The organism is Streptomyces incarnatus (genome assembly GCF_001027185.1).
GTDB lineage: Bacteria > Actinomycetota > Actinomycetes > Streptomycetales > Streptomycetaceae > Streptomyces > Streptomyces puniciscabiei.
This window is the reverse complement of the sequence record NZ_CP011497.1, coordinates 7,392,297-7,416,201: the sequence shown is the minus strand read 5'-3', so window position 1 is coordinate 7,416,201 and position 23,905 is coordinate 7,392,297. Positions and strand designations below refer to the sequence as shown.

Genomic DNA, 23,905 nt, shown 5'->3' with positions numbered 1-23,905 from the left:
GGGCCGGACCACAGCACGGTCCCACCGAGCATGCCGCCCGACCACAGCACGGTCCCGCCGAGTGTGGCGCCGAGACACCCGTCCGGAGCAAGGAGGCGCCGCCCGCGCAGGTCGGTGCGTTCCTGGCGGCGAGGGTGGAGCGGGCGGTCCTGCCGTGGAGGTTCCTGCCGTGCGGGTACGGCGGTGGCTGCCTAGCGTGATCCCATGACCACAGACCGGGCCGGGCCGGCCCCGCACGACCGACGGTGGCAAGCGCTCGCCGTCTGCCTGACCGCGGCCTTCATGACCTTGCTGGACACCTCGATCGTGAACGTGGCGCTCCCCTCGGTGGAGCACGGGCTGGGCGCCAGCACGGCCCAGCTGTCGTGGGTGATGTCCGGCTACGCCCTCACCCTCGGCCTCGCCCTGGTCCCGGCGGGGCGGCTCGGCGACATGCGCGGGCGGCGCCAGACCTTCCTGACCGGGCTCGCGCTGTTCACGCTCGCCTCGGCGGCCTGCGGGCTGTCCACCGGCGCGGCCTGGCTGGTGCTGTTCCGGCTGGTCCAGGGAGCCTCGGCGGGCCTGATCGCGCCGCAGACCTCGGCGCTGATCCAGCAGATGTTCCAGGGCGCGGAGCGGGCCCGCGCGTTCGGCATGATGGGCAGCACCATCGGCATCTCCACGGCGGTCGGCCCCCTCGCGGGCGGACTGCTGATCCAGGCGGTCGGTGGCCCCGACGCCTGGCGCTGGGTGTTCTACGTCAACCTGCCCCTCGGGGCGGCTGCCTTCTGCGCGGCGCTGCGGCTGCTGCCCCGCTCCCCCGGTGCACCGGGACGGCGCGAGTGCTTCGACGTGCCGGGCGTCGTGTTCCTGGGCTCGGGTGTGCTCGCCCTGCTGCTGCCCCTGGTACAGGAACAGCAGTGGCACGGACGGCTGAAGTGGGCCCTGCTCCCGGTGGGCGCCGGGCTGCTCGCCGCGTTCTGGGCGTGGGAGCGGCGCCAGGGACGGCGCGGCCGGGCACCGCTGGTCGACCTGCGGCTCTTCTCGCTGCGCTCCTTCTCGCTGGGGGTGCTGCTGAGTCTGGTGTACTTCGGCGGCTTCACCACGCTGTTCTTCGTCTACACGCTGTTCCTGCAGAACGGCATGGGCTACGGCGCGCTGGCGGCGGGCCTGTCGTCCATGCCGTTCGCGGCGGGCTCGGCGGCCGGTGCCGCTGCGGGCGGCCGACTGGTGGTGCGCTTCGGGCGCAGGCTGGTCATCGCCGGGCTGTGCACGGTGGCGGCAGGGATGCTCGGGGTCGTCGCGGCCGTGCACTGGGTACCGGGACGGGGCGTGGCCTGGGCGGCCGCTGTCCCGCTGCTCCTCGCCGGCATCGGCTCCGGCCTGACCATCTCCCCCAACACCACGCTCACCCTGTCCCTCGTGCCCGTAGGGAGGGGCGGGGCGGCGGGCGGCGTACTGCAGACCGCGCAGCGCATCGGCTCGGCGGCCGGTGTCGCCGTGGTGGGCTCGGTGTACTTCGCCCATCTGGCCACCCATGGCACCCCCGCGACCGCGCTCCAGTACGGCCTGCTCACCTCGGTCGGCATCATCCTGCTGGCCCTCTGCCTGGCCTTCGCCGACCTGCGCGAACGCCTCGCCCATCCACAGCCGGAGCAGCCCAGGCAGACGGCGCGGGAGAAGGTGTAGGGGCCGACGGCCGGACGGGGGATGGAGGGGCCGTTACGGCACGGCGCGGGCACGGGGCCGACGGGGGCGCGAAGAGGCCTGGCGGCACGGCGTGGCGGGCGGGGGCCGGAGAGCGGTGGCGGGCACGGCACGAGGGGGCGGGGTTGGGCGGGGCCCGGAGAGCCGTGGCGGCACGGCACGAGTGGGCGGGGGCCTGGAGAGCGGTGCCGGCCCCGGCGTCGGGTCGTATTGTGACACTCCGTGTGGCAGGGCGGTCGAACTCGGTCGCGCGACGGGATCGGGCACGTCGCGGCTGCGGCCGTGCGGCATCGGGTGTACGGCACCGGAGGTGGGCGGGGCAGGGGGCGCATGGCCTCTGCGCGAGTCGCCGTACGCCGAGATGCCTGCACCATCCGGTCCGCAACCCGAGCCCTGCCTCGCGGAACCCCACCAGCACCGCCGATAACCGAATGCACCGGTACGCGCACCAGTACCGGCACCGGCACCGACGTCCGCCGTCCCACGCGCCCGGCGCTCGCCACAAGGCGCCGGCGGCGTCCGGAAGCGGCGTGATCGAAGCCGGCGGCCCGCCGCTCACGACCTCCGGCGTGGCTTGCCCCGCTTGGGGGCCGGCTTGCTTCCCGCCGTGCGGGCCCGCGGGTTGCGGCCCGTCGGCTTCGGCGCCGGTTTCTGCCGGGTGCCGCTCGCTTCGGTGCGCTTCCGCTGCTGCTCCGCCGGAGGCTTGGCGCGGCCGCGCGTGCTGTTGACGGTGCGGCCGCGGACGATGCCGATGAAGTCCTCCACCAGGTCGGTCGTGGCCTCCTCCGGCCAGGACAGGGCGACGCCGGACTGGGGGGCATCGGTGACCGGGCGGTAGGTGAGGTCCTTGCGGTGGTGGAGGCGGGCCAGGGACTGCGGGACGACGAGGAGGCCGACGTTCGCGGCCACCAGCTCGATCGCGTCCTCGGTCGTCGCGGGGCGCTCGAAGGCGGGTTCGCCGGGCGGGCCGTCCCAGTCGAAGACGTCGTCCAGGGGGTGGAAGAGCACCTCGTCGGCGAGATCGGCCAGCGTGACCTCGTCCGCGGCCGTGATCAGGTGGTCCTTGGGAACCACGACCACCGTGGTCTCGGTGTAGAGGGGGATCGCGCTGAAGAACGTGCGGTCCACCGGGAGCCGGACGAGGCCGGCGTCGGCCTCGCCCGCCCGCAGTACCTCAGGCGCCTGGGCGGCCGGGACCTGGACGAGGGTGAGCGGGACGTCCGGCAGGCGCTCGTTCCAGATCCTCACCCATTTGGCGGGCGTCACTCCGGGTACGTACGCGAGCCGGAACGACGGTGATTCCTCCGAGCCTGTCACCAGGCCAGGTTACCGGGCGTGGTCGGTGGCCCGGCACGCGGCCGATACCCTTGGCCTCATGAGTTCGCAGCAGAGCGCCCAGACGATGAAGCCCGCGACCGCGGCGAAGAAGCTGGGTGTGTACCTCCCCGCCACCCCCGCCTCGTTCCAGGGGGGCGTCGTCACGCGCGCCGAGCTGAACGAGCTGCAGGCGAACCCGCCGGAGTGGCTGAGCGAGCTGCGGCACAACGGCCCCCACCCGCGCCCGGTGGTCGCCGCGAAGCTCGGCGTGTCCATCGCCGGCCTCGCGCGCGGCGGGGTCACCGAGCCGCTGACCACCGAGCAGATCGAAGCGCTCAAGCGGGAGCGGCCCGAGTGGCTGGAGAAGGAGCGCGCCACCCAGGCCGAGGTCCGCAAGGAGGGCGCGCGGATCAAGCAGCGGAAGAGGGAGGAGCAGGAGCGCGCCGCCGGGCGCGGCTGATCCTGCTCCGCCGTTCCGGTCTTCCGGAACGGCCTATTCCGAACGGCTCGTCCGGACGACCTGTCCTGAACGGCTTTTCCGTACGGCGATCTCCGTACGGCCTTGCCAGAACCGTTTTTCCACAACGCCCTCCGGACGGCCGGAGGGCGTTGTCAGTGGCCTGCCCTACAGTTCCCGTCACTTGATCAACGCGGGTGCGGGAGGCACGTATGGGGTGGGTGTCGGCAGGTGACTACGAAGTCGCCCTCGACGGCGGAAAGGTGGTGTGCCGCAACGCGTCCGGTCGGCGGCTGAAGTCGGTGCCGGCGAAGATCGGCGACGATCCGGCGGTGGTGGGCCTCAGGCAGCTCGTCGAGTGGCTGGAGCGGCACGAACGGCAGTGCCTGGACACGGCCGAGCGGTGGATGGTCCGCTCGCTGCCGGTGCCGCTCGCCGTCGTCACGCGCGTGTGGCCCGACCCGGCCTGGCGGGCGAAGCTGCGCGACCTCGTGGTCACCGGTGCCGACGGGCAGGTCGCCGGCTTCCTGCGGGACGCGGATCCCGAGCGCGGCCTGGGCCTGGTCGACCTCGACGGCGACCCCGGCCGGAGTGCGGGCGCGAAGGGGTACGGCACCGGACGGGCCGCCGTTCCCCCGTACCGGCGGCCCGCCGCACGGAGATCCGCACGGGCCGGTGCCGCGGGTTGCAGTGTGCGACAGCCGGGGGCCGCGGGGGTATGCGTACAACTACGTACGTCGACGGCCGGGGACGGGCCGCGAGGCGACCGGAGAGGAACAGGTGGGGCTGGACAGGGCCTATGAGCACATGACCGCGGTCGCCGTGGCGGCGCTGCACGAACGGGAGCCCGCGCAGCTGTGGCCGATGCTCGCCGGCGCCCTGGCGGATCTGTGCGGCGGCGAGGCGGCGATCCACAAACTCGACGACTGGAGCGAGCACGCGGGGACGATCGGTGTGGCGCCCGATGCCGCCGCCGTCGAGCTGGGGCGGCTCGCGCAATCGGACCTGGCCCTGCTCCGCGCGGGTTATCCCTTCGCCCGGCACTACGCGGACAGGACCGACCGGTTGCCCGTCACCGCCCGTCGAGCGGCGGGGCGGCGCTGGCCGGGCAGTCCCACGGCGCGTCTGCTCGGCGAGGCGCTCGACGTCGACCAAGTGCTGGGCGTGCCGCTTCCCGAGAGCACCAGCCCGGTCACCGGGTGCCTGGTCTACCGCGCCGGTACGGACTTCACCGACGACCATCTCGCCATGGCGGAGCGCGCGCAGCCGCTGCTGGCCGCCGTGGAGCGGCAGCGGCGGCTGCTGGAGGAGTGGCGGCGCGGACTCGGGCCGGGCGGAGCGCCGGACGAACGGGCGGCGGACGAGCGGGCGGCGGACTGCGCGCTGACGCCGCGCGAGACGGCCGTCCTGCTGCTGCTCACCGACGCGCTCACCGCCGACGCCATCGGCCGTCGCCTCGGCATCTCCGTCCGCACGGTGCACAAGCACGTCGAGAACATCTACCGCAAGCTGGGCACCCGCGACCGGCTGGGCACCGTGCTGCGCGCCCAGCGACTCGGTCTGGTGCCGTCGCCCGGTCCACCCTGAACCTGGGCGCGGCCTGCGTGATTCGTTACCGTGGAGCGGTCCGCCGGAGCCGAGCCGATCTGAAGGGTTGTCAGCCAACTTGTCACGTGATAGGTCGACGGTACCGCGAACCGCGAACCGCGAACCGCGAACCGCGAACCGCGAACCGCGAACCGCGAACCGCGAACCGCGAACCGCGAACCGCGAACCGCGAACCGCGAACCGCGCGGGAGCGGGGGCTCGGTGTCCGGTAGCCCCTCCGGCGGTTTCCTGCGCGTCCCCATAGGCCCCGACGCCCACCGCTGGCGTACGTTCCCGGCCGAGCGGACGCTCGTCGTGGCCGCGCGCACCGTCACCTCCACCGTGCGCGTGCTGGAGGTGCTGCCCGCCCTGCTCCGCGACGACCCCCGAGTGAGCGTCGTCTTCGCCCACGACCCCACCTCCGCGTTCGCCGACGGGGTGGGGGAGCTCCTGCGGGAGTCCGGATGCCGGGTCATGCCCTGGGACCAGCTGGCGTTCATCAGCCCCGATCTCATCCTCACGGCCAGCGAGAACGTGGACATACCGGACGGTGACTGCCCGGTGCTGGTGCTGCCGCACGGCGTGGGCTTCCAGAAGCGGGTCCCGGACGCGCGCGGGCCACACGACCGGCTGTCCGGCCTCGTCCCCGACGCGCTGCTGGAGTCCGGCCGGGCCTGGCTCGCCGTCTCGCACCCGGACCAGGAACGACAACTCCTCGCCGCCCACCCGAAGACCGCCGGCCGCACCCTGCTGCTGGGCGACCCCTGCTACGACGAGCTGCTCGCCGCCCGGGCCCGCCGGAACGCGTACCGGCGGGCCCTCGGCGTTGAGGAGGGCCGGCGGCTCGTCGTGATCAGCTCCACCTGGGGGCCGACCTCCCTGCTGGGCCGGCATCCCGATCTGCCGGTTCGCCTGCTGGGGGCGCTCCCCCACGACGCCTACCGGGTCGCGGCCGTGGTCCATCCCAACGTCTGGTCGGCGCACGGGTCCTGGCAGATCCGTGCGCTCCAGGCCTCGGCGCTCGACGCGGGCCTGCTGCTGATGCCGCCCGTGCACGCCTGGCGGCCCGCGCTCGTCGCGGCGGACCTGGTGATCGGCGACCACGGGTCGGTGACGCTGTACGGTGCCGCCCTCGGGCACCCGGTGCTGCTCGGTGCCTTCGGCGCCGACGCGGTGCCGGAGACGGCGGCACACGATCTGGCCGCCGCGGCCCCGCGCCTGGACCCGGGCACCGATCTGGCGGCTCAGGTCGAGAACGCCGTACGCGACCACTCCCCCGAGCGGTACGCCCATATCACCGGGCGGGCCTTCGCCGACTCCGGCCGGGCTCTGACACGGCTCCGCACCGCCGTCTACGAACTGCTGGAACTCCCCGAGCCCGGCTCCGCACCCCCGCCGGACCTGTTGCTGCCCGTGCCGGAACCGGCCGCCGAGCCGGTGACCTCCTGGCTGGTCGTCACCGAGGTGGGCGAGGAGCCGGCCGGTCCGGTCGTGTCGGTGCGCCGGTATCCGGCCGAGGCACGGGCGTACGCGCACGGTGGGCCGGAGGCCGAGGAGGACAGCCCGGACTCCTCGCCGTACCGCTTCGCGCATCTGGCCTGTTCGGACGGGGAACGCGACCGCCGGCTGCTCGAGAGCGCCTCGGTGATCGAGCGGGCCGACCGGGCCGGATCGGTCGCCGAGGCGCTGGCCTGGATCCGGGACACCCTGGCCCGGCTGCCCGGCAGTCTGCTGGCCGCCTGCGCGGTGGCGCGCGGTGGCCATCTGGTGGGGCTGCGGGACGGTCAGGTGGTAGAGGCGGCGGTGACCGGTCCGGCGCCGTCTCCCGGGCTCGCGGCGGCGGTCGTCCACGCCCGGCTGCGGCAAGGCCTGCCGCCGGGCGAGGCGCTGCTGACCCTGCGCATCGCCGGCGTGCGGGACGAGGACGTCGTACTCCGCCCGCGCCCCGCGCCGCCGCGTCTCAGCTGAGGTCCCGCAGTCGCCGGCGCACGTCGTCCGCGCGCCGGTTGCCGTTCGCCTCGTGGATCTCCAGGGCACGGGTCAGCCAGGCGCGCACCCCGTCCGGGTGGCGGCCGGTCCGCTGGGCGAGGCCGGCGAGTTCCTCCCGCGCGTCGGCCTCGTAGCCGTACGCGCGCCGTGCCTGAAGGGTGTCGGCCGCCGCTTCCAGGGCGTGGAAGGCCGCGTCGTACTCCTCGCGGTGGGCGTGGGCCCGGCCGAGGGCGAGGAGGGCGCGGGCCGCCATCCGCTCGTCGGGCTCGGGGAGGCCCAGCAGATCCGCGCGTGCCCGGCCGAGCAGGGTGAGGGCCTGTTCGTGCTCGCCCTGGGCGTCCAGCGCCGAGCCCAGGAAGAGCAGGGCCAGGGCTTCGCCGCGCCGGTCCTGGGCGCGGCGGTTGAGGTCGAGGCAGTAGCGGTACGTCTCCACGGCCCGGGCCGGTTCGAAGAGGTCGAGGTGGCGGCCGAGGAACTCCTGGACGGAGGCGCGCAGCAGCAGCCGGTCGGTGGCTTCGGCGAGGGCGACGGCGCGCTCCAGTTCGGTGCGGGCGCGGTCGTGCTCGCCGAGGTCCGTGAGGGGGCGCGAGAGCAGGCTGCGCAGCCGGGCCTCGCCGGCCCGGGCCTCGGCCGCGGCGTCGGCGGGGGTGGCCGGGTCGGCGGCGAGCGCGGCGGCGGCCTCGCTGCCCAGGATGAGGGACTCCTTCCAGGCGCCGAGCTGGCGGTGGTGCAGGAACAGCACGGTGAACGCCTCGGCCAGCGGCCAGGCCAGGGCGTGCAGGCGGTGGCGTACGGCCGCGCGCAGGACGGCGAGGATCGCGGGACACTCGGCGTCGAGCCAGGTCAGCGGGGCGGGGCCGTCGGGTGCGCGGAAGGGGTCCGTGGCCCCTGCCAGCAGCGCGGTCAGATCGGCGACGCGCAGCCGGTCCGCGCGCTGCGCCCGGTCGGCGAGGGCCGCGAGGACGAGGTAGTGGGTGGTCACCCGCTCGACGAGGGCCCTCTCCTCGTCGGGCCGTTCCTCGGCCACGGCACGCTCGCGGGCGTAGAGCCGGACGAGGTCGTGAACGCGGTATCGGCCGTCGCGGTCCCTGTCCAGCAGGCTCGCGGCGGCCAGTTCGCGCAGCAGGCGCCGGGCCGTGCGGCGGTCGACGCCCGTGGCGGCGGCTGCGACCGACTCGTCGAACAGTCCCGCGGGCAGCCAGCCCAGCAGCCGGAACATCCGGGCCGGTCCGGGCGGCAGCAGCCGGTAGGAGGGGCCGAGGACGGCCGACAGCGAGTGGCCGCCGCCGGGCAGGGAGATGCCCTCCAGCCGTTCGGCCTCGTCCCCGAGTTCCTGGGCCAGGTAGGTCAGGCTCGGGGCGTCGCCGGTGGTCAGCCGGGTCGCCACGATGCGCAGTGCCACCGGCAGTCCGCCGCACAGCTCCACGAGGCGTGCAGCCGCGCCGGGTTCGGCCGCGACCACGTCCGCTCCGCACTGGTCGCTCAGCAGTTTCAGGCCGCTGTGCGGGTCGAGGGGTTTCAGGTCGATGAGTTCGGCGCCGTCCTGCGCGACGAGCTCGCCGAGCTTGCTGTGACTGGTGACCATGACGGTGCTGCCGGGGCCCGTGGGGATCAGCGCCCGCACCTGGGCGGCCAGGGTGACGTTGTCGATGAGGACGAGCATGCGCCGGTCGCGGGAGTGGGTCTCGTACTGCCGCCTCAGCTCCTCGAACCGCTCGGAGACATGGGCATCGCTGCCCAGCAGCGCCCGCAGGATCGAGGCGAGGGCCTGTGAGGTCTCGACCGCACCCATGGCCGCGCCCACGGCGGACTCGTCGCGCAGGGCGGCGTAGTCGACGTAGAAGAGGCCGTCGGGGAAGTGCGCGCGCCGGGTGTCCGCCCAGCGGCAGGCGAGCGCCGTCTTGCCCACCCCGGGCAGCCCGGCGAGGACGGCGAGCCGCACCCTGTCGGGTTCCCCGCACAGGCTGTTCATCCGGTCGAGCTCGGCGACCCGGTTGCTGAACGTGCCGGTCAGGGCGGGCAGCTGGTCGGGCTGGACGCCGGAGGCCGCCGGGGCGGGCGGAGGGACGTCGAAGGCGATGTCGTACGACGCCGCCGGCAGCACCTCGGCCAGCAGCCGGCGCAGTTCCTCGGCGGCCTCGGGGTCGTCCTCGAGGATGCGCAGCAGGCGCCGCTCCCAGTCGGCGGCGACCCGGTTCGCCGCCGCCTCCTCGTCGCCGCTCTCTCTGGCGGCGTCCAACTCCGCGCGGGCGGCGTCCAGTTCGCCGTCCTCGCCGCGCCGGGAGAGCCAGCGGCTCAGCCGCCGCCCCCCGTGCTTCATCCTCAGCCAGGCGTCCGTGACCATGAGCCCGACCAGAGCCGTGGCCCCCTGTGCGGCGAGCGTCCCCAACTCGGCTTCCACCAAGCCCCCTTACGTCGTCCAGCGGCACCGGGACAGGCGGACCCCACGGTAGAAGGATCTTCGCCGGATTCCCAGTCGGCACCACCGGAGAGCCGACGTCATCACACCGGAGCCCGCTGCGCCCCCTGGCCGGTGCCGCTGGGTCGGCCAGGGAGGCTGAGCCGTACCGTGCGGCCGGGATCCTGCTCGTCGGTGTGCGGCGAACGCCCTACTCCGGCGCCTGGAAGCCGCCGATCCTCCGCTCGAGCAGTTCGGCCAGCCGCAGCGGGGTGCGGTCCTCGAACATCGGACCGATGAGCTGCACTCCCACCGGGAGACCCTCGGGGGACCGGCCCGCCGGTACGGCGGTGGCGGGCAGGCCGGGCATGGTCGCCACACCGGCCCACACCATCTGGTCGAGGTACGGGTACTCCACGCCGTCGATGTCGAGCCGGCGTGCCAGCGGATCGGGGTCGTGGTCATGCGGGAACGCGGGGGTGGGCGTGATGGGACACACCACGGCGTCGAACTCCGCGAAGAGCCGCCGCCAGCCGTGCCGGTGGAGTTCGCGGCGGCTGTTCGCCTCCACCCAGTCCCGGTGGCTGGACACCATGCCGCGCAGCCGCGCCGCATGGAGACTCCGGTCGTCGGCGCTCAGCCCGGCGGCACGCGCCCGCAGTTGCTCGTACGCCTCGTCGGGAAAGCGCGCGACGGCGCCCGAGAACCACAACTGCATGTAGGTCACCGCGGCTTCGGCCAGATCGGGCAGCAGCGGACTGTGCCGTTCGACGCGGGCACCGCCGTCGGCAAGCGCGTCGGCCACCCGGTTGACGCCCGCCCGCACGGCGGACCCGGTCGGAATGCACGGATGCTCCTCGATGACCAGGACCCGGAAGTCGCAGAGCCGCTCGTGGCGCGCGGGCGGCAGCCTCAGGTCGTACGCCACCCCCCGCGTCAGCGGGTCCGGCCCGGCCATCACGTCGAGCAGGAGCGTGAGGTCGCGGGCGCTGCGCGCCATCGGACCGACGACGGCGAGGTCCTGGTCGACCGGCAGCGCCGGCCCGGGCGGCGGGACCATACCGCGGTCCGCCGCCAGCCCCAGTGTCGGCTTGTGCGCGTAGACACCGCAGAAGTGTGCGGGGGTGCGCAGCGAGCCGCCGATGTCGGAGCCGATGGACAGCGCGCCGAACCCGGACGCCAGGGCCGCCGACGATCCGCCGGAGGACCCACCCGGCGTACGGCCGTGATCCCACGGGTTGTTGGTGGTGCCGTAGACCTCGTTGAAGCTCTGTATGTCCTGGAGTCCCAGGGGCACATTGGTCTTGCCGAGCACCACCGCGCCGGCGGCCCTGAGCCGTGACACCTGCACCGCGTCCTCGGCCGGTACGTAGTCCCGGTGGTGCGGCATGCCCCAGGTCGTGGGCAGTCCGGCGATGTCGTACGACTCCTTGACCGTCACCGGGATGCCGAGCAGCGGCCGGTCCTCGCCGCGGGCGCGCGCCTGGTCGGCACCGCGCGCGGCGGCCCGTGCCCGGTCGAAGTCCGGCACACAGATCGCGTTGATCGCCTTGTCGTCCCGCTCGATACGGGCAATCGCCTCGTCGGTCAGTTCCGCCGAGCTCACTTCACCGGCACGCAGGGCGGCCACGAGTTCTTCGGCCGTCTGAAAACTCCACTCCATGGATCAGACCGTACCGGCGCCTGAAACAGGGCACGAAACACCTTTTCGGGCAACCGAGTTGGAGATCTGAACGGTGGCTAGAATGAGCCATGACATTGAACTCCATACATGCAGGGACGAGTTGGAGTAGGCGGCGCTCGGCGGTTCTGGCTTCCTTGCTGAGTGCGGCGACCCTCGGATGGACTGCGGTCGCACTGAGCGTGCACACGGCCGGCTCGACCGCGCCGGACCCTGGCGGTGTGACCGACGCCGACCTGGCCCGGCTGGGCGCTGCAGTGATGGCCGTCATCGCGGCGGTGGCTGCCGGACTGTGGTGGCGCCACTGGGCGGCCGTACGCCGGCCGGTGATCGGCGGAGGTTGGGCGCGGGGGGCGTTCGCTGTCTCCGCCGTCCATTCCATGTTCGTCGTGCCAGTGATTCTCTTCGCCCCCTGGGACTGGAAAGCCCCTGTGATCGCGTTCACGTGCGCGGTGCTCGCCGGTGGTGTGCGGGAGGCCGCCGAGGTGACCGCCCCGGCCGGCTGGGGCGCGTCCGTCGGTGAGGGCCTGACTGCGTGACACCCGCGGCCCACGACGGCGGACGAGCGCGGCGGCCTACGTCGCCTGGTCCACGGGGAGCGAGAGACCGGCGCAGACCTCGTTGAGGACGGTGGGGCCTGGGCCGTGGTGCGGCCGTCCGGAGACGGGGGTCCCGAGTCCTTGCGCTCATGACAACGCACCCTGTCCTGGCCACAGTGCGTGCAGGCGGCCTCGTCCATCACTTACAGCTCCTCGGATCAGGCTTGATGAGTGGACGGCGGATCCGGCAGGTCGCCAGGTGAGCGTCCGTCACCGTCGTCCGGCGGGGCCGGACCTCACCGCTGCAGTCCCATCGAAGCGCATCCCTAGCCGAGGAAGCTCAGCCGCACCTGACGGTTGGGATTGTCCCTATTGGTGTCGACCAGGCAGACCGACTGCCAGGTGCCCAGCTCCAGGCGGCCGCCGATCACCGGGAGGGTGGCGTGGGGTGGGACGAGGGCCGGGAGGACATGGTCGCGGCCGTGGCCGGGGCTGCCGTGGCGGTGCTGCCAGCGGTCGTCGGCGGGGAGCAGGGTGTGCAGGGCGGCGAGCAGGTCGTCATCGCTGCCGGCGCCCGTCTCGATGACGGCGATTCCGGCCGTTGCGTGCGGGACGAAGACGCTGAGCAGGCCGTCGCGACCGGCCGCCGCCTCGCGCAGGAAGTCCTCGCAGTCGGCGGTGAGGTCGACGACGCGTTCCCGGGAACCGGTGGAGATGTGCAGCATGCGGGTGGTGAAGGCATCTGGCATGTCCCCATCCTGGCCCATGGGCCGGGTTTCGCAGCTGTGGCACGGGCACGTCCTGAGACGCTTCTTGCTCTCCGGATACCCGCATCTGGAGGAGGCGTACTGGTTCGGCGAGGGCGTGATTCCGGAGCCGTCGGCCCGCGGCCTGCTGGACCGTATGGCGGCTCCGGTCGCCGGGGGCGCGGCGCCACTGCCGGTCTCCGGCGGGCGCTGAGCCGGGGACGGGGCGCCGCGGCTGGTCTTGGGCGGACGCTGAGGCCGGGCCGGCTGACGCTTGGGCCGGGGCCGGGCCGGGGCCTGTCCGGCTTCGGGGCCCCGGCCGCCCCGGCTCTCGGGAAGATCCACCCCCGGTGTCAGGTTAGTAGAACCGTGAACGAATCACGTGAGGTCGAGGTTGTCGTCATCGGCGCTGGTCAGGCCGGGCTGTCCAGCGCCTACCATCTGCGGCGCACCGGTTTCGAGCCGGACCGTGACTTCGTGGTCCTCGACCACTCCCCCGCGCCGGGCGGCGCCTGGCAGTTCCGGTGGCCCACGCTGACGTACGGCAAGGTGCACGGGATGCATGCGCTGCCCGGCATGGAGCTGACGGACGCCGATCCCGCGCGCCCCTCGGCGGAGGTGATCGGTGGATACTTCGACCGGTACGAGCGCACCTTCGGGCTGCGCGTGCGACGGCCCGTCGACGTACGCGCGGTACGGGAGGGAGAGGGCGGACGGCTGCTCGTGGAGACCTCGGCCGGCTCCTGGTCGACCCGCGCCCTGATCAATGCCACCGGTACATGGGACCGGCCGTTCTGGCCCCGCTATCCCGGCCAGGAGACCTTCCGCGGGCGGCAGTTGCACACCGCGCAGTACACCGGGCCCGGCGAGTTCGCCGGCCGGCGTGTCGTGGTCGTGGGCGGCGGCGCCTCGGGTACGCAGCACCTCCTGGAGCTGGCCCCGTACGCGGCCGCGACCACCTGGGTGACCCGGCGGCCTCCCGTGTTCCGCGACGGCCCGTTCGACCAGGAGGCGGGCCGCGAGGCCGTCGCGCTGGTGGAGGAGCGGGTGCGCCAGGGGCTGCCCCCGCGCAGCGTGGTCTCGGTCACCGGGCTGCCCCTCAACGACGCGGTCCGGCAAGGGCTCGCGGACGGAGTACTGGACCGGCAGCCGATGTTCGACCGGATCACCCCGGACGGTGTGGAGTGGGACGGCGGACGGCACGTCACCGCCGATGTGATCCTCTGGGCAACCGGGTTCCGCGCCGCGCTGGATCATCTCCGTCCGCTGCGGCTGCGCGAGCCGGGCGGCGGGATCCGGGTCGAGGGCACCCGGGCGGTGGCCGATCCGCGCGTCCATCTCGTCGGCTACGGGCCGTCGGCCAGCACCATCGGCGCGAACCGGGCGGGCCGCGCGGCCGTGCGGGACATCAGGCGACTGCTGGCCGAGGAGCAGCCGGTCGCCGCGTGACGTTCCGCCGGCTCAGCGGGCGCCGCGTGACGTTCCGCCGGCTCAGCGGGCCGAGGGCCGCGAGGAGGACCGAGTCCGGCTCGGGCTCTGCGCCCGGCCGGTGCCCTCGTGGCGGGAGTTGAACTCCGCCACGTTGCGCATGTGCGTCGTGTAGTCGGAGGTGAAGCGGGTGTCTCCGGGCTTGACCGTGACGAAGTACAGCCAGTCGCCCGGCGTCGGGTTGAGTACGGCGCGCATCGCGTCCGCGCCGGGGTTGCCGATCGGTGTGGGCGGCAGGCCCATGCGCTGGTAGGAGTTGTAGGGGCTCTCGATGCGGGTGTCGTCCTGGGCCGTGTGGACGGTGTTGCGGTTCAGCGCGTAGTTGATCGTCGAGTCCATCTGCAGCGGCATTCCGCGCTCCAGCCGGTTGAGGACGACCCGGGCGACCTTGCCCATGTCCGCCTCGGTCGCGGCCTCGGCCTGGACGATGCTGGCGATGGTGACGGTCTGGTAGGGATTCATCGCGTCGTGCTGCGGCCCGGCCGCGATCGGCGCCGCGTCGAACTTGCTTTCGGCGGTGTCGACCATGAAGCGCAGCAGGGACTCGGGGGTCGCACCCTTCCGGAGGGGATACGTCGCCGGGTAGAGATAGCCCTCCGGGTTTCCCGCGGCGTCCCTCGGCAGCTTCAGACCGGCCTTCCCGACGGACTTGCGCGTGCTTCCGGGCGGCAGCCGCAGGGCCTTGTCGATCGCGTCGTACACCTGACTCGCACGCCAGCCCTCCGGGACGACGAGTACCGCGGACGGTGTCTGCTCGGTTCCGCTGTTCATCGTCAGCAGCGGCACCGCCACGGCGGTACCGGCCACGACGGCGCCAGCCACGAGAAGGGCGAATCTGCCCCGGCGTGTCAGTCGAATCGTGCTCCGCGGCGGAGTCTTCGTCTGCATGCGGGAACGGTAATACGCATATCACTACAAACCCGGCATCTGTCCGGTCTGTCGGTCACGGCGTCAGCGCGTCGGTAGCGGCCGCGTTCAGCTCGCCGGTTCGAGTTGCGCGTCCCGGCGCACCAGCGCGGCGTACCACCCGTCCAGTTCCAGCAGGTCCTCATGGCTGCCGCGTTCGGCGACCCGTCCGGAGTCGAGGACCACGATCTGGTCGGCGCCGCGGATCGTGGACAGTCGGTGGGCGATGGTGATCGTCGTGCGGTCGGCCGACAGGGCGTCGATCGCCTCCTGGACGGCCGCCTCCGTACGGGTGTCGAGCGCGCTGGTCGCCTCGTCGAGGATGAGGACCGGCGGATCGCGCAGGATGGTGCGGGCGATCGCGAGGCGCTGCTTCTCACCGCCGGAGAAGCGGTGGCCGCGCTCGCCGACGACCGTGTCGTAGCCGTCGGGCAGCGCGGCTATGTGGTCGTGTATCTGCGCCGCCCTGGCCGCCGCCTGCAGTTCCTCGTCCGTGGCGTCCGGCTTGGCGAAGCGGAGGTTGTCGGCGACCGAGGCGTGGAAGAGGTACGTCTCCTGCGAGACGACGCCGACCGCGCGGGCGAGGGTGTCGAAGTCGAGGTCCCGGACGTCGACCCCGTCGATGGTGACGCGGCCTTCGGTGACGTCGTAGAGGCGGGGCACCAGATAGCCGAGCGTGGACTTGCCGGCACCGGTCGGGCCGACGACGGCGAGGCTGCCGCCCGCCGGCACGGTGATGTCGACGCCGTCGAGGACTGCGCGGGCCCTGTCGTCGTTGTCGTAGCGGAACTCCACGCCCTCGAAGCGGACTTCGCCCTTGACCTGGTCGAGGTGGACGGGCCGCTCGCGCTCGGTGATGTCGATGGGCAGGTCCAGATACTCGAAGATGCGCTGGAAGAGGGCGAGGGAGGTCTGGATCTGGACGCCGGTGGCGAGCAGGCTCACGGCCGGCCGGAACAGTCCCTGCTGGAGCGAGACGAAGGCCACGATGGTGCCCAGGGAGACCTTGGGGCCGCCGAACTGCAGGGCCAGGCCGGCCGTCCAGTAGATGACGGCGGGCATGGCGGCCATGACGATGGTGATCACGGCCATGCGCCAGCGCCCGGCCATGTTCGACTTCACTTCCAGGTCGACCAAACGCTCGGACTCCTCGGCGAAGGAGGCGGTGAGCGAGTCGGAGCGGCCCATGGTGCGGCCGAGCAGGATGCCGCTGACCGAGAGCGACTCGGTGACGGTGGCCGCCATCGCGGCCATCTGCTTCTGCCGCTGTGTGGTGATCTTCTTGCGTTCGTTGCCGACGCGGCGGCTGATCCACACGAAGACCGGCAGCAGGAGCAGGGAGACGATCGTGAGCCGCCAGTCGAGGGCGACCATCGCGACGATCGTGGCGACCACGCTGGTGGCGTTGGAGACCAGCGAGGTGGCGGTCGAGGTGACGGTGGCCTGCATGCCGCCGATGTCATTGGCGATCCGGGACTGCACCTCGCCGGTGCGCGTCCGCGTGAAGAAGGCGAGCGACATGCGCTGCAGGCGGCCGTAGACGGCGGTGCGCAGGTCGTGCATGACGCGCTGGCCGACGGTGGTCGAGATCAGCGTCTGGAGCACGCCGAAGACGCTGGAGAGGACGGCGCTGAGGATCATGCCGAGCGCGAGCAGGCTGAGCAGGCCGGTGCGGCCCCGGGGGATCGCGACGTCCAGGGTCTCCTTGAGCAGGAACGGCGTGGCCACCGAAACCAGCGAGGAGGCGCCGACCAGCAGGCCGACGATCGCGAGCCGCCCGCGGTAGGGACGGAAGAGCTTCAGGATGCGGCGCACCTGCCGGGGCTGTTCCTTGGCGTCGGCAGGCGGGGTCCAGGACGGTTCTCGGTCGGGATGCATGGGCTCCTACGGAGGTGAACGGGCGTCGGTCGAGGGTCGGCCGGCGATGACGAACGGATCGTAGCTCATTGTTACCTATACTCACAATGAACGGCATCCTGATATTGTTCCCGCATGACCACCCCCGATTCCGACGGCCTGCTCGCCGAGCAGTTGCTGCGGCTGACCCGCCGGGTGCACCGCATCCAGAAACGCCATCTGGAACGGCACGACCTGGGCGTCACCCCGGCCCAGTCCCGGCTGCTGCGCACCCTCGCGCACTACGCCTCGCCGCCGCGCATGGCCGACCTCGCCGAGCGCCTGGAGGTGGTGCCGCGCGCGGTGACGACGCTGGTCGACGGGCTGGAGGCGAGCGGGAAGGTACGGCGGGTGGCGGATCCGGCGAACCGGCGGGTGACCCGGATCGAGCTGACGGACGAGGGGCGCACGACCCTGCGCGAACTGCGCGGCGCACGCCGGTCGGCGGCCGAGGAGATCCTCGCTCCGCTGACGGAGAAGGAGCGCCAGGTGCTCGGCGTGCTCCTGGACACCCTCATCGAGGGGGACGGCGGCCAGCGCTGCTGAACGCGGCGAACCGCGCTCCGCGACAGGGCACCGGACCCGCGTAGACCGCGGCGCGTAGACCACGGCGGACCGCACACCACGGGTCGACGTGCGGGCCGGAACCGGACTGGAGGACGTCCCGGGCCACAGCTTCCCGACGACGACGCTGAGCACGAGCACGCGGGCGACCCGCGCGAAGAGGGAGGTACGCAGTATGCGCGCGACGCGTCGCGGCAGGGACGGTACGGACTGCGGCACGGGCACTCCTGGAAGGGGAGACGCCCGTGTCACAGCCGTACATCACAGGTGGCGCACCTGACATCGCGCTGTGCTCAGCAGCGCTCGCGATCCTCCGTCAGCACTCCCTGAACGGTGGTCAGCGAACGGTCGTAGCAGCCGTCGGAGCCGTACAGCCGGTAGCGCTCGCTCGACGTGCCGACCGCATGCCGCTGGTCGCGCGGGACGTTGATCGTGTACGCCGCGTCGCCGCTGTAGGTGTCGTCGAGCCGCGACCACGCGGTGCGCCGGCCGTCCCGCAGTTCCACGACCGACGCGCGGTCGCCGAGCGTCAGGACGGTGCGCAGCCTGTCGTCCGCGCCGACGGTCGTCGCGCCGTTCATCGTGTAGGTCCGGTCGGTGTGCGTGGTCCGGGCGGGACCGTGGCCGCCGACGGTGACCGTCTGGTCGTCGGTCCAGGTCGCGTCCAGTCCGTCCGTGTTCTCGCCGTCGGTCCAGCGGTGGACGGAGGTGTTGGCGAGCGTCCGGGTGACGGTGGTGGTCACGCGCCCGTGCGAGGTGTCGAGGTATCCGGACACGGTGAGCCGGTGTCCGGCCTCGGTGTTCACACGGTTCTCCGAACCGGGCGTGTAGACGGAGGAGTTGGCGATGTCCGTCGCCCTGTTCCCGGTGAGCGCCCCCGTCAGGTGGGAGCGGTGCGCGTCCTGCCAGACCAGGACGTTCACCGGGGCGCTCCAGCCCGACTGGCCCGCGGGCACACCGACGACGGAGACCTCGACGCGGTGCGGGCGCCCGTCGTCGAGCAGGCCCGCGAACGGCGTGAGGTCGTATGCGATCGGCCGGACATCGAAGGCGCCCGGCGCCGGAATGACGTACCAGAGGAAGGGGTTGGACCAGCCGCCGGTCCAGACGTTCGGGAACGGCGCGGCGATTCCCGCGAGTTGGCCGTCGACCTTGATCTGCACCTCCCGGTACGGTCCGTGATCGGCCTTGCAGGAGTACGACGCCGGGTCGGCCACGGTCAGGTACCAGAACTCCTCGCAGCCGCCACCCGAACCGGTCGCGTAGACCTCGGCGACGATCCGCTCGCTGTTGCGCGGGGTGGTGAGGGTCGTGCCGCCGGGCGTGTCGGCGAGGGTGAGCACCCGGTCGGGCGTCCGCTCCGCGGGACGGCCCGCGGAGAACGTCAGGGTGACGTGCACGTCGATGACGCCTGTGTAGGTGTCGTCCACGACGTTGCCGATCAGCATCTCGACGTTCTGCGGGCTGCGGAAGGTGTCGCTGTAGCGGGTGACGTCCTTCTCGACGTGCCAGGCGATGCCGTCGGGCGAGGGCTCCGGAGTGGAGGTGCGCAGGATCTCGACCCCGCCGACGTGCAGATAGCCGAGGCGGTCGTACTGACGGCCCTTCACCTTGCCGTCGAGCCGCAGCACGACCTTGCTCCAGCGGTCACCGCAGCCCTGGGGCGGGGTGTACGCGCCCCGGTACGGCGTGAAGTCGCGGAACTGGGCGTCGGCGAGGGTGACCTGGCACGACTTGGTGTGCGGCCGCTCGACGGGCGGTGCCGCGGTGACCGGGTCGTGCCAGTCGGTACCGAACTCGGCCGGAACGTCGGCCGCTTGGGCGTCAGCGGCTCCGGTGCCGAAGAGGGCGCTCGCCAGGAGGGTCGCTCCGGCAAGCATGGACATGACTATCCGTCTTCTCATGGCCGGTGTTCTACGGGCCAGTCGGGGCCGGCCGCAATGACGCCTCGGGAACAACGGCGCGATCGTGCGTTCAGGCGCGCAGTTCCGCCCGGTCGCCCATCACCATCACGGGATGCCGAGCCGGGTCCAGCGTGCGCAGCAGGAACTCCATGGCGTCCTTGGACACGCTGACGCACGCGGACGTGCCGTCGCCGTGGTCGAGATGCAGCCAGATGCCGCCGCCCTTGTCGTCGCCCTCCGGGCGCGTGGGGTCGTACGGCGGGGTGCCCGGGAGGCGGTTGTAGTCGATGGCGATGACGTAGTCGAAGTCGTGCCGGTGCGCCTCGCCCCAGTCGTTCGGCGGCGCGTAGGCACCCTCGTCCTGGTCGTACGGCAGCCGGGTGCCGGGGTCGTCGAGCACACCCCCCGCGTCGGAGAGACCGAACACGCCGACGGGACTGCGCTCGTCGCCCATGTGATGGTCCGTGGTCCAGCCGTACCGGCCGTTGTGCGCGGGCCAGTCGGCCACCGGCCGCCACCGCGCGCCGTCCCGTGTGTACAGCACGACCGTGGAGTCGGCCGAGTCCTCGGCCTCGCCGTACACCACGACGACCTGGTCCGAGTCACGGGGGATCTGCCGGTGGAACCGGTCACCCACGCCCGGGATGCGGGTCGGGTCGGTCGCGGGGAGGGCCGACACCGACGGGCTCGGCCCGGCCTCGCCGCGCGAGCCCGCCGCCCCGGCGGTGCGGGCCGGCCCGGAGCTTCCGGTGCCGCACGCCGACAGAGTCGCCAGCAGAGTTCCAAAAGCCGTCACCGCGACCGCCATTCGCCGCACACCCTGGATCCGCACGCCACCATCGTGACACCCCATACCGGATGTTTATGCCCTCTTCCGGACATTCGGGTGACGGCCTCGTGACGTGGCCGACCGGCCGACCAGTGGCCGGAAGCCGGTGAACGTCGCCGCTCCGTCGGGAAAACCGTTTGAAATTAACCACTCGGCGACGCGAACCTTTCACGGCCTGTCACCGCTCTTCTCCCCTCCCCCCTTCACTCCATCCCCTCGACACCCCTTCCCTCCTGACACGAGCAACTGGGACGTCATGCAGATTCAAGACCTTCCGTACTCCGATCCGGGCGTCCCGGACGCGCGTTCGGGTCCCCGATTCCTGTGGTGGCTCGGGCGGAACCAGCTGGCCGGACAGCTGAAGTCGCTCGCCTGGGGCCTGCTGCACTTCGTCTCCGTCTCGGCCCTGCCCTTCTGCGTCGGTCAGGCCGTGGAGGCCGTCCTGGAGCGCTCCGGCACCGAGCTCGCCCTGACGGGTGCTCTGATGCTGCTGTGCGGCACGGGAATCGCCCTCGGCGACACCTTCCTGCACCGGGCCGCCGTCACCAACTGGATCACCGCGGCCGCCCGCGTCCAGCAACTGCTGGCGCGCCAGGCCGCCCAGCTGGGCTCCGCCCTGACCCGGCGGGTCGCGGCAGGCGAAGTGGTGGCCGTCTCCACGGGTGACGTCGAGAAGATCGGCTGGTTCGTCGAGGCGGTCTCCCGGTTCACCGCGGCCGCGCTGACGGTCGTCGTGGTCTGTGTCGGCCTCCTCGTCTACCAGCCCGCCCTGGGCGTGGTCGTCGCTGTCGGAGTACCCGTCGTGGCCCTCGCGGTGCTGCCGCTGCTGCCCCGGGCGACGCGCCGCGCCGATGTGCAGCGCGAGAAGGCCGGCCGGGCCACCGAGCTGGCCTCGGACACGGTCGCCGGGCTGCGGGTGCTGCGTGGCATCGGCGGCGAGGAGCTGTTCCTCGACCGCTACCGCCGCGCCTCGCAGGAGGTACGGCACGCCGCGGTGCGCAGCGCCCGGATGTGGTCGCTGATCTCCGCCGTCCAGGTGCTGCTGCCCGGACTGCTGCTCATCGCCGTCGTCTGGCACGGCGTCCACCTCGCCCGCCAGGGCCGGATCACCGTCGGCGAACTCGTCACCGTCTACAGCGCGGTCATGATCCTCAACTACCCGCTGCGGCACTTCGAGGAGATCGCCATGGCGTACTCCTTCTCGCGCCCCTCGGCCAAACGGGCGGCCCGCGTGCTGTCGCTGGAGCGGTCCACGGCCACCGAGGGCACCCTCGAGGCGCAGGTGCCGGGCGGCGACCTGTACGACCCCGGCACCGGTCTGCTCGCTCCCGCCGGCCGGCTCACCGCCGTGGTCTGCGGCGACCCGGACGCGGCGGGCAGACTCGCGGAGCGGCTGGGCGGCCACCCGACCGAGCCGTGCCGCTCGGTGCTGCTCGGCGGGGTCGCGCTGGACGACCTCCCCCTGGACAGCGCCCGTACCGCCGTCCTCGTCCAGGACAAGGATCCGGTGCTGCTCTCCGGGACGCTGCGCGAGCTGCTCGACGTGCCCGCCTCGGGAGCCGTACGGGCCGCGGACGCGCTGGCCGCGGCGCAGTGCGGCGACGTCCTGGACGCGCTCGTGCAGGGATCGCTGGACGCCGCCGACCCGATGGACGCCCGCATCACCGAGCGTGGGCGGTCCCTGTCCGGCGGCCAGCGCCAGCGGCTCGCGCTGGCCCGGTCGCTGATCACCGACCCCGAGGTGCTGGTGCTGGACGAGCCGACCTCCGCGGTCGACTCGCACACCGAGGCACGGATCGCGGACGGACTGCGCCGGCTCCGCTCGGGCCGTACGACCGTGGTGTTCACCTCCTCTCCGCTGCTGCTCGACCAGGCGGACCGGGTCGCCCTGGTCCATGAGGGCGAGGTCGTGGCGGTCGGCGTACACCGCGAACTGCTCGACGGCGAACCGCGGTACCGGGCCGTGGTCACCCGGGAGACGGCCGACGAACTGGCCGCGGCCGACGAGGGCGCCCTGGTGGGCGCACGCCAGGAACCGGAAGAGATCGAGGAGAGCGCATGATCGGCGTAGCGCCGCCGGCGTACGACCCGGCGGCCCCGACGACCGCCACCACCCTGCCCGTCGGCGCGACCGCGACCGTGCGCGCCTACGTCACCGAGCTGTTCCGCCGGCACCGCCGGGCGTTCCTGCTGCTCATCGGCGTCAACACGGTGGCCGTGATCGCGTCCATGGTGGGGCCCTACCTGCTCGGCGGCCTGGTCGAGCGGGTGGCCGACCGGTCTGCGGACCTCCATCTGGGCCCGACCGCCGGGCTGTTCGTGCTCGCGCTGGCCGTGCAGGCCGTGTTCACCCGGCAGGTGCGGCTGCGCGGCGCGATGCTCGGCGAGCGGATGCTGGCCGACCTGCGCGAGGACTTCCTCGTCCGGTCGGTCGGCCTGCCGCCGGGCGTGCTGGAACGGGCGGGGACGGGCGACCTCCTCTCCCGCATCACCACCGACATCGACCGCCTGGCCAACGCGATGCGCGAGGCCGTGCCCCAGCTGTCGATCGGTGTCGTCTGGGCCCTGCTGCTGCTCGGCGGGCTCGTCGTCACGGCTCCGCCGCTCGCGGCCGCCGTACTGCTCGCCGTGCCGGTGCTCGTGGCCGGGTGCCGGTGGTACTTCAGGCGGGCGCCCTCCGGCTACCGCTCCGAGGCCGCCGGGTACGCCGCCGTGGCCGCCGCGCTCGCCGAGACGGTGGACGCGGGCCACACCATCGAGGCGCACCGGCTCGGCGCCCGCCGCGTCGCCCTCTCGGAGCGGCGGATCAGGGAGTGGACCGCCTGGGAGCAGTACACGCTGTGGCTGCGGTCGGTGCTGTTCCCGGTCATCAACGCCGTGCACACGATCGTGCTCGGCTCGGTCCTCATGGTCGGCGGGACCTTTGTGCTGAGCGGCTGGATCGGGGTAGGGCAGCTGACCACCGGCGCCCTCATCGCGCAGATGCTCGTCGACCCGGTGAACCTGATCCTGCGCTGGTACGACGAGGTGCAGGTCGCCCAGGTGTCGCTGGCCCGCCTGGTCGGCGTGCGGGACATCGAGCCGGACGCCGGGGACGGCTCGCTGGCACCGGGCGGGCGGGACCTGCGGGCCGACCGGGTCCACTTCGGCTACCGCGAGGGCGTCGACGTGCTGCGCAAGGTGTCCCTCGACGTCGCCCCGGGCACCCGGCTGGCCCTGGTCGGCCCCTCGGGCGCGGGCAAGTCGACCCTGGGCAGGCTGCTCGCCGGGATCTACGCACCCCGCGACGGCCGGATCAGCCTGGGGGGCGCCGAGCTGTCCCGGATGCCGGCGGAACGCGTCCGGTCGCACGTCGCCCTGGTCAACCAGGAGCACCACGTCTTCGTCGGCTCCCTGCGCGACAACCTCCTGCTGGCCCGCACCACCGCCACGGACGCCGAGCTGTGGGCGGCACTGGGCGCGGTCGACGCGGACGGCTGGGCACGGGCACTGGACGACGGCCTGGGCACCGAGGTCGGCTCCGGCGGTCTTGCGCTCACCCCGGCACAGGCCCAGCAGATCGCGCTGGCCCGGCTGGTGCTCGCCGATCCGCACACGCTGGTCCTGGACGAGGCGACCTCGCTGCTGGACCCGCGCGCGGCCCGGCACCTGGAACGCTCGCTGGCCCGGGTACTGGACGGCCGCACCGTGGTCGCCATCGCCCACCGTCTGCACACCGCCCACGACGCCGACGTGATCGCCGTCGTGGAGGAGGGCCGCATCAGCGAGCTGGGCAGCCACGACGAGTTGGTCGCGGCGGACGGCGCCTACGCGGCACTGTGGCGGTCCTGGCACGGGTGAGGACCCGGCGAGCGCACGGGCGGCCGGTGCCGCGGCCCGACGCCTGCCGACAGGGCCGCCGGCGCGCGTTGCCCGCCG

General features: G+C 73.0%; 17 protein-coding genes and 3 pseudogenes. 11 read left to right on the top strand and 9 right to left on the bottom strand.

Going from position 1 to position 23,905, the window contains the following annotated elements; translation table 11 throughout:
* The first annotated feature begins 204 nt into the window (after positions 1-204).
* Positions 205-1,668, top strand: coding sequence for an MFS transporter (locus tag ABB07_RS33655; RefSeq protein WP_208902247.1), 1,464 nt, complete (start codon positions 205-207; stop codon positions 1,666-1,668).
* A gap of 573 nt (positions 1,669-2,241) precedes the next feature.
* Here ABB07_RS33655 and ABB07_RS33650 read toward each other — a convergent pair.
* On the bottom strand, positions 2,242-3,003 hold the full coding sequence (locus ABB07_RS33650) for a LysR family substrate-binding domain-containing protein (protein ID WP_208902246.1): 762 nt from the start codon (positions 3,001-3,003) through the stop codon (positions 2,242-2,244).
* Positions 3,004-3,061: 58 nt separating this feature from the next.
* Between ABB07_RS33650 and ABB07_RS33645 the strand changes: the two genes are divergently transcribed.
* The 4 genes and pseudogenes from ABB07_RS33645 to ABB07_RS33630 all read left to right on the top strand — a co-directional run bounded on the left by ABB07_RS33645 (position 3,062) and on the right by ABB07_RS33630 (position 7,015).
* Positions 3,062-3,463, top strand: coding sequence for a DUF5997 family protein (locus tag ABB07_RS33645; RefSeq protein WP_208902245.1), 402 nt, complete (start codon positions 3,062-3,064; stop codon positions 3,461-3,463).
* 209 nt (positions 3,464-3,672) lie between these two features.
* Positions 3,673-4,050, top strand: a pseudogene (locus tag ABB07_RS33640) (DUF4132 domain-containing protein); the annotation flags it as partial.
* A gap of 190 nt (positions 4,051-4,240) precedes the next feature.
* Entirely contained in the window at positions 4,241-5,047 is an 807-nt protein-coding gene (locus tag ABB07_RS33635; protein WP_244189597.1) for a helix-turn-helix transcriptional regulator, read from the top strand.
* 222 nt (positions 5,048-5,269) lie between these two features.
* Positions 5,270-7,015, top strand: a complete 1,746-nt coding sequence (locus ABB07_RS33630) for a hypothetical protein (protein WP_244189596.1) — start codon at positions 5,270-5,272, stop codon at positions 7,013-7,015.
* Here the strand turns inward: ABB07_RS33630 and ABB07_RS33625 are convergent.
* Together ABB07_RS33625 and ABB07_RS33620 are read right to left on the bottom strand one after the other, a co-directional pair.
* A complete protein-coding gene (locus ABB07_RS33625) occupies positions 7,008-9,437 on the bottom strand; it encodes an ATP-binding protein (RefSeq protein WP_244189595.1) in 2,430 nt (809 codons plus the stop codon). The genes ABB07_RS33630 and ABB07_RS33625 overlap by 8 nt on opposite strands.
* Before the next feature lie 208 nt (positions 9,438-9,645).
* Positions 9,646-11,097 (bottom strand): amidase, encoded by a 1,452-nt coding sequence (locus ABB07_RS33620; protein ID WP_208902244.1) that lies wholly within the window; start codon positions 11,095-11,097, stop codon positions 9,646-9,648.
* Between the two features lie 239 nt (positions 11,098-11,336).
* On the opposite strand from ABB07_RS33620, the gene ABB07_RS33615 reads away from it, so the two are divergent.
* A complete protein-coding gene (locus ABB07_RS33615; protein ID WP_208902243.1) occupies positions 11,337-11,654 on the top strand; it encodes a hypothetical protein in 318 nt (105 codons plus the stop codon).
* Between the two features lie 326 nt (positions 11,655-11,980).
* On the opposite strand, the gene ABB07_RS33610 is transcribed toward ABB07_RS33615, so the two are convergent.
* Positions 11,981-12,403, bottom strand: a complete 423-nt coding sequence (locus ABB07_RS33610) for a secondary thiamine-phosphate synthase enzyme YjbQ (protein WP_208902242.1) — start codon at positions 12,401-12,403, stop codon at positions 11,981-11,983.
* Positions 12,404-12,440: 37 nt separating this feature from the next.
* On the opposite strand from ABB07_RS33610, the pseudogene ABB07_RS33605 reads away from it, so the two are divergent.
* Positions 12,441-12,614, top strand: a pseudogene (locus tag ABB07_RS33605) (alkanesulfonate monooxygenase); the annotation flags it as partial.
* A gap of 155 nt (positions 12,615-12,769) precedes the next feature.
* Positions 12,770-13,849 (top strand): NAD(P)-binding domain-containing protein, encoded by a 1,080-nt coding sequence (locus tag ABB07_RS33600; RefSeq protein WP_208902241.1) that lies wholly within the window; start codon positions 12,770-12,772, stop codon positions 13,847-13,849.
* A 42-nt stretch (positions 13,850-13,891) separates the two neighbouring features.
* Here ABB07_RS33600 and mltG read toward each other — a convergent pair whose 3' ends face one another.
* Complete coding sequence (gene mltG, locus ABB07_RS33595) at positions 13,892-14,776, bottom strand: endolytic transglycosylase MltG (RefSeq protein WP_208902240.1); 885 nt, start codon at positions 14,774-14,776, stop codon at positions 13,892-13,894.
* 87 nt (positions 14,777-14,863) lie between these two features.
* The gene (locus ABB07_RS33590) at positions 14,864-16,672 is read right to left on the bottom strand and encodes an ABC transporter ATP-binding protein (RefSeq protein ID WP_208902239.1); all 1,809 of its coding nucleotides are present in this window, start codon (positions 16,670-16,672) and stop codon (positions 14,864-14,866) included.
* 114 nt (positions 16,673-16,786) lie between these two features.
* Between ABB07_RS33590 and ABB07_RS33585 the strand changes: the two genes are divergently transcribed.
* Entirely contained in the window at positions 16,787-17,236 is a 450-nt protein-coding gene (locus ABB07_RS33585) for a MarR family winged helix-turn-helix transcriptional regulator (protein ID WP_055707317.1), read from the top strand.
* A 96-nt stretch (positions 17,237-17,332) separates the two neighbouring features.
* On the opposite strand, the pseudogene ABB07_RS42090 reads toward ABB07_RS33585, so the two are convergent.
* The 3 genes and pseudogenes from ABB07_RS42090 to ABB07_RS33575 form a co-directional block, all read right to left on the bottom strand.
* Positions 17,333-17,473, bottom strand: a pseudogene (locus tag ABB07_RS42090) (C4-dicarboxylate transporter DctA); the annotation flags it as partial.
* A 74-nt stretch (positions 17,474-17,547) separates the two neighbouring features.
* A complete protein-coding gene (locus tag ABB07_RS33580; protein ID WP_341845906.1) occupies positions 17,548-19,158 on the bottom strand; it encodes a peptide-N4-asparagine amidase in 1,611 nt (536 codons plus the stop codon).
* 70 nt (positions 19,159-19,228) lie between these two features.
* Positions 19,229-20,011, bottom strand: coding sequence for a hypothetical protein (locus ABB07_RS33575; RefSeq protein WP_425264779.1), 783 nt, complete (start codon positions 20,009-20,011; stop codon positions 19,229-19,231).
* 232 nt (positions 20,012-20,243) lie between these two features.
* Here ABB07_RS33575 and ABB07_RS33570 point away from each other — a divergent pair, with 232 nt between their 5' ends.
* Together ABB07_RS33570 and ABB07_RS33565 are read left to right on the top strand one after the other, a co-directional pair.
* Positions 20,244-22,049, top strand: coding sequence for an ABC transporter transmembrane domain-containing protein (locus ABB07_RS33570; protein WP_208902236.1), 1,806 nt, complete (start codon positions 20,244-20,246; stop codon positions 22,047-22,049).
* Positions 22,046-23,827 (top strand): ABC transporter ATP-binding protein, encoded by a 1,782-nt coding sequence (locus ABB07_RS33565; RefSeq protein ID WP_208902235.1) that lies wholly within the window; start codon positions 22,046-22,048, stop codon positions 23,825-23,827. The genes ABB07_RS33570 and ABB07_RS33565 overlap by 4 nt, the downstream gene beginning before the upstream one ends.
* Positions 23,828-23,905: the final 78 nt, after the last annotated feature.